A 5,931-nucleotide genomic window follows, 5' to 3' on the forward strand; every position below is an offset into this window, starting at 1 on the left:
GGCTTCACCGGCAAGCCGAAGCGGTCGGCGATCTGCATCAGCTTCCTGCGCGCGGCCCCCCGGGCCGATTTCAGCCGCGTCAGGGATTCTGACCCCAGCATCACGTTTTCCAGAACCGTCAGGTTGCCCGCCAGCGTGAAATGCTGGTGCACCATACCCACACCCGCCGCGATGGCCGCGCGGGGCAGGCCGGGGGGCAGGTCTTGTCCGAAGACGCGCACCGCGCCCTCGTCGGCGGCGTAATGGCCAAAAAGGATGTTCATCAGCGTTGTCTTGCCAGCCCCGTTTTCCCCCAGAAGCGCCAGGATTTCCCCCTGCTCCAGCGTCAGGGTCACGTCGTCATTCGCGGTCAGGGACCCGAAGCGCTTGGTGATGTTGCGAAGCTCCAGAACCTTGGTCATGCGGGCAAGCCTGCGATTGGGGAGGGAAAGGAAAGGGCGGGCGCGCGGGCCTCGATCATCGCGGCAAGCGACAGCAACGCGAAATCAGCGCCGGGCGGGCCGATCAGCTGCACGCCAAGGGGCAACTCGTCTGCCATGCCGAAGGGCAGGGCCAGTGCGGGCAGCCCCGCGACATTGGCGAGCGCCGCGTTCGGGGCGAATGCCTCCAGCGCGGCCATGTGGGCCTCGGGGTCGCTGCCCGCCAGGTCGAAACGGCCCACGGGCGGCGGGGCAGAGGACAGGACGGGCATCAGAACCGCGTCGGCGGCTGCAAAGAGCTTGCGCGTCCGGTTGGTCAGCCGCGCCAGTTGCCGCGAGGCAGCAAAAAGCATGGTGGCCGGCGTGGCGCGGCCCTCGGCGGCCATGGCGGCGGCAAGGGGCGGCACCCGGTCGTCCGGGATCTTCAGTGCGGCCAGCCACTCGGCCAGCGACACGGAAAGGATGGTGCGGGCGATGGCATGGGCCTCGGCCCCCATCCGGTCGGGCGCGGGGATGTCATGCACCTCGCAGCCCGCGTCACGCAGCGCCTCGGCCGCCTCTTTCGCCGCGTGCACCTGGTCGGGGCCACAGCGCGCGGGCAGGGCAAGGCCGATGCGTGGCCGCTCGGACAGGTGCACCGGGGCAAGCGGCTGGTAGACCGCGCCAAAGGCGGTTTCCACGTCGCGCACGGACCGCGCCAGCACCAGTTCCGAGGCGATCCCCATCAGGTGATTGGCGAAATCCGGCCCGCCGGGTGTTGCCCCGCGCGAAGGCTTGAGCCCCGTCAGGCCGCAACAGGCGGCGGGCACGCGGATCGACCCCGCCGCATCGGTGGCATGGGCGATGGCAACAAGACCGGCGGCCACCGCGGCGGCCGCGCCGCCCGACGACCCGCCGGGGGTGAGGGCGGGGTTCCACGGGTTGCGGGTGGGGGGCAGGCCCTCTGGCTCGCAGCTCAGCGACAGGCCAAAGGGCGGCGTTGCGGTGATCGCGAAAGGGATCAGCCCGGTGCGCCGCAAATCTTGCATCAGGTGGCTGTCGGCCTCTGGCCGCCGCGCCTCTCCCTTGATCGCGGCAGAACCCGCCGCGGGCGGCAGGCCCCTGGCGAATCCGCCAAGGTCTTTCACCGCGAAGGGCACGCCGTGAAAAGGCCCGCGCCGGTCGTGGGGCAGGCTATCTGCCGCCGCTGCGCCCGCGCGGGCCATGTCTTCGTCCAGATGCACCACGGCCCCCAGATCCGCCCGCGCATGGCAGGCGGCAAGAGTTGCGTCCATCACCTCGACGGCAGAGACCTGCCCCCCGGAAATGGCCGCTGCAAGGGCCGTGGCATCGGTCACGCGACAGCCCCCCGGATCAGGCGGGCTCGCTTTCGTCGATCGGCACGTTCCACTCGCCCGAGGCAATCGCGGCCTGCTTGGCCTCCATCGCCGGGATGGCCTCGGCAGGCACTTCGTCGGCCACGTAGATCAGCTCGTTGCCGCCATGGGCCATGAAGGAGTACTCCGTGTAGTCGCGTCCCACGGGGTTGCCTGCCTGGATATCGGCCACGATGGCCGCGATGGTCGGCCCGTAGTTCCAGATCGCGTTGGCAAAGACGGTGCCGGGATAGCGCGGCGTGTAGTCGATGAGCGATCCGATGGCCTTCACGCCGCGTTCCTCAGCGGCATCCGCCGTGCCGATGCGTTCGCCAAAGAGAATGTCGGCGCCTGCGTCGATCTGGGCGATCCCGGCCTCTTTCGCCCGCGCCGGGTCGAACCAGGCCCCGATGAAGCCGTTGAGGAAGGTCGCGTCGGGGTTCACCTCGCTCACCCCCATGCGGAAGGCGTTGATCAGCAGGTTCACCTCGGGGATCGGGTAGCCGCCGACCGACCCGAAGACATTGCTTTCCGACATGTGCCCGGCCAGCATGCCCGCCAGGTAGGCCGCTTCGTGGTTGCGGGTGCCGAAGACGCCGAAATTGTCGCCCTCGGGGCCACCGGACGACCCCATGAGGAAGGCCGTGTCGGGATAGTCGCCCGCCACTTCGCGCGCTTCGCGCTCGACGGCGTAGGATTCGCCCCAGACCAGCTGCGCCCCGCCCTCGGCATATTCGCGCATGGCGCGCGGATAGTCGGTGGGGGCCACGCCTTCGGAGAATTCATACTCGATCAGCCCCGAGGCGGCCGCTTCCTGGAAGGCCAGGTGGATGCGGCTGTTCCAGGCGTTTTCGACCGGCGACATATGCACGCCGGCCACGCGGGTCACGGCCTGGGCATTCACGCGACGGATATAGGCGGGCAGGGCCAGGGTGGCTGCCGCGCCGACCATCAACTGGCGACGGGTGGTGCTGAGTTTCATGGATGGGTCCTCTCTGTTGATGCTTTGGTGTCATGGTTATTGGGGTTTGCCTGCGACGGGCGCGTAATCGGCGGGGTCGAGCGTAGTGGGCCGCCCCGGCAGGGCCAGTTCGGCCAGGCGGGGGCGCGTGCGGGCCAGGACCTTGCCATGCTTGAGCACGGCAAGCCGCGTGGCCTTCATCCGGACTGCTTCGATCGGGTCCTTGGCTTGCAGGACGACCAGGCTGGCCGGACCGCCCTTGCGGATCGTGGGGTCGGGCAGACCCATGGTCCGGGCCCCGTTCTGCGTGACCGAGGTAAAGGCCCATTCCATCGCCTCGCGCGAGGTCATCGGCACCGCGTGCACGCCCATATGCGCCACTTCCAGCATGTCGGCGGAGCCAAGAGAATACCATGGGTCCATCGTGCAATCCTGCCCGAAGGACACGTTGACGCCGGCCGCCCGCAGTTCCGGCACGCGTGTCAGGCCGCGACGGCGGGGGTAGGTGTCGGACCTGCCCTGAAGCGTGATGTTGATGAGCGGATTGGGCACCACGTTCATGCCGCTCTCGGCAATGAGCGGAATGAGCTTCGAGGCATAGTAGTTGTCATAGGAATGCATCGCGGTGACATGGCTGGCCGTGACCCGCCCGCCAAGCCCGAGCCGCGTGGTTTCATAGGCCAGCGTTTCCACGTGGCGCGACATCGGATCGTCGCTCTCGTCGCAATGCAGGTCCAGCATCAGGCCGCGCTCCGCCGCGATTTCCGCCAGCCGCGTGACCGAGCGCGCGCCATCGGCCATAGTGCGTTCGAAATGCGGGATGCCGCCCACCACATCGACCCCCATGTCGAGCGAGCGGATCAGGTTTTCTTCTGCCTTTTCCGCGCGGTAGAGCCCGTCTTGCGGGAAGGCCACCAGTTGTAGGTCGATATAGGGGGCGACCTGTTTGCGCACTTCCAACAGCGCCTCGACCCCCACCAGCGGCGCGGTTGACACGTCCACATGCGAGCGGATCGCCAGAAGCCCCTGGGACACGGCCAGATCGCAATAGCGCAGGGCCCGTTCGATAACGGCCTCGGGCGTCAAGAGCGGCTTCAACTCGCCCCACAGCGCGATGCCTTCCAGAAGCGTGCCCGACACGTTCATGCGCGGCAGGCCAAGGCTCAGCGTCGCGTCCATGTGGAAATGCGGGTCGGTGAAGGGCGGGCAGACCAGCCGGTCCGTGGCGTCGATCTCGTCGCGCGCCTCGGCGTCGATCCGGGGGGCGATATCCGCGATCCGGTCCCCCGCGATGGCGATGTCGACAGGTCCCCGTCCATCGGGCAGGCGTCCCTGTCGAATAATGATGTCGAGCATCCCCCATCTCCATATTTTTGACTACATGGTAAATAAATTTCATTGAGGCCCCAAATGTTTCTTGGAAATTGCCCGACAAATCGGAATCCGACTGTTTTTTTGGCGTTTCTGAGGGGTGATTGCCCGGTTTTGGGTGCCGTAAGGGAAGTGCAGGGCGACCGGACTCCCGGTGCGGAGGCGAATCGCCCGTGGAAAACCTCTTGGGCAGGTCATGTGAATAGGCTATCAATTGTGCCCAGGTTGATCGGGATTGCCTATCATGCTGGACAAGCTGGAAATGTTCATCGCCGTGGCGAAAGAGGCCCATTTCGGCCGGGCCGCGCAAAGCCTGGGGATCACGCAGCCGACGCTGTCGGCGGGCATCAAGCAGCTGGAGGAACAGCTTGGCGTTCAGCTGATCTTCCGGGGCTCGCGCTATGGCGGGCTCACGCCCGAGGGGCAGGGGGCCCTGATCTGGGCGCGCCGGATCGTGGGCGATGCGCGCCAGCTGCGCGAAGAAATGCGCTTTTCGCGGCACGGGCTTGCCGGGCAGCTGCGCATTGCCGTCATTCCCACGGCGCTGACCTGGGCGGGGAAACTCACCACGCGCTTTACCGAGAAACACCCCAACGTGCGGTTCACCATCCTGTCGCGCACCTCGATCGAGATCCTGACGATGATCGAGAATCTCGACGTGGATGCGGGCATTTCCTACCTCGACAACGAACCCACGGGGCGGGTCAGCACCGAGGCGCTCTACGAGGAACGCTACATGCTTGTCTGCCGCGGCGATTCCCCCTTTGCCGGGCGCGACGAGGTGCGCTGGCGCGAGCTGGACGGGCAAAAGCTGTGCCTTCTGACGCCCGACATGCAGAACCGGCGGATCATCAATAAAAACTTCGAGATCGCAGGGGTGCAGCCGCAGGCCATGGTGGAGTCCAATTCCACCGTGGTTCTGGTTGCCAACGTGCTGGAGGGCGGCTTCGTCACGGTTCTGCCCGCCGACATGGCGCGCTTCCTGACCGGCGGCAAACCTCTTGAAATCATTCCGCTTTCCGGGGCGGGTCGGGGGCATTCCGTGGGGCTGGTCGCGCCCTGGCGCGAGCCCCACACCCCCGTGCTGGAAGCCCTGCTGGCCGAAGCCCGGCGCATGTCCGAGCTGCGTCGATAGAGATTTTCTATCGTTTGACGGAAAAACGATATTGAATCGCGAAGGTCGTGCAGGTGAATACGGGCGCGAAACGACCGGAGTCCGTCATGCCCATGCCCCCCTCCCCAAGCACCGAGGATATCGCCGAGATCGTCGCGTCTCAGATGCATCTCGAAGGCCCGCTTCTGCCCATTTTCCACGCCTTGCAGGAGGCCTATGGCTGCGTGCCGCAAAGCGCGCTGCAGGTGATTGCCGATGCGCTGAATATCACCCGCGCCGAGGTGCATGGGGTGATGAGCTTCTACCACGATTTCCGCGAAGTCCCCGCAGGCCGCCATGTGGTCAAGATCTGCCGCGCCGAAGCCTGCCAGGCGGTTGGGGCGGATGCGCTGGCGGCGCGCACGCTGGAAAAACTGGGCACCGAGTGGCACGGCACCACCGCCAATGGCGCGGTGACGATCGAGCCGGTCTATTGCCTCGGGCTTTGTGCCTGCGGGCCCGCCGCGATGGTGGATGACAAGGTGGTGGGCCGCGTCGATGACGCGAAGATGGCGAAACTGCTGGCGGAGGCGGGCGTATGAAGATCTGGGTTCCCCTCGACAGCGCCGCCAAGGCGCTTGGTGCCGATGAGGTGGCCGGGGCCATCGCGTCCGAGGCCGCCGCGCGCGGGCTTGACGTGCAGGTGATCCGCAACGGAAGCCGTGGCATGAT

At 66.7% G+C, this 5,931-nt stretch carries 6 protein-coding genes; 2 read left to right on the forward strand and 4 right to left on the reverse strand.

Annotated elements, in window-relative coordinates; translation table 11 throughout:
* The 4 genes from ACEQXV_RS06785 to ACEQXV_RS06800 all read right to left on the reverse strand — a co-directional run.
* The coding region (locus tag ACEQXV_RS06785) for an ATP-binding cassette domain-containing protein (protein WP_370268437.1) at positions 1-401 on the reverse strand (401 nt) is incomplete at its 3' end.
* Positions 398-1,756, reverse strand: a complete 1,359-nt coding sequence (locus ACEQXV_RS06790; RefSeq protein ID WP_370268439.1) for an amidase — start codon at positions 1,754-1,756, stop codon at positions 398-400. The genes ACEQXV_RS06785 and ACEQXV_RS06790, both read right to left, overlap by 4 nt.
* 16 nt (positions 1,757-1,772) lie before the next feature.
* Positions 1,773-2,756, reverse strand: coding sequence for a BMP family protein (locus ACEQXV_RS06795; RefSeq protein WP_370268441.1), 984 nt, complete (start codon positions 2,754-2,756; stop codon positions 1,773-1,775).
* Between the two features lie 36 nt (positions 2,757-2,792).
* Positions 2,793-4,091 carry an amidohydrolase family protein gene (locus ACEQXV_RS06800; RefSeq protein WP_370268443.1) on the reverse strand — a complete coding sequence of 433 codons (1,299 nt, stop codon included), beginning with the start codon at positions 4,089-4,091 and terminating at the stop codon, positions 2,793-2,795.
* A gap of 259 nt (positions 4,092-4,350) precedes the next feature.
* On the opposite strand from ACEQXV_RS06800, the gene ACEQXV_RS06805 reads away from it, so the two are divergent.
* Together ACEQXV_RS06805 and ACEQXV_RS06810 are read left to right on the forward strand one after the other, a co-directional pair.
* A complete protein-coding gene (locus tag ACEQXV_RS06805; protein WP_370268445.1) occupies positions 4,351-5,241 on the forward strand; it encodes a LysR family transcriptional regulator in 891 nt (296 codons plus the stop codon).
* Between the two features lie 92 nt (positions 5,242-5,333).
* Positions 5,334-5,801 carry a formate dehydrogenase subunit gamma gene (locus ACEQXV_RS06810; protein WP_370251396.1) on the forward strand — a complete coding sequence of 156 codons (468 nt, stop codon included), beginning with the start codon at positions 5,334-5,336 and terminating at the stop codon, positions 5,799-5,801.
* Positions 5,802-5,931 lie beyond the last annotated feature (130 nt).

This window comes from Nioella sp. (assembly GCF_964229645.1).
In the GTDB taxonomy this organism is placed as follows: domain Bacteria; phylum Pseudomonadota; class Alphaproteobacteria; order Rhodobacterales; family Rhodobacteraceae; genus Nioella.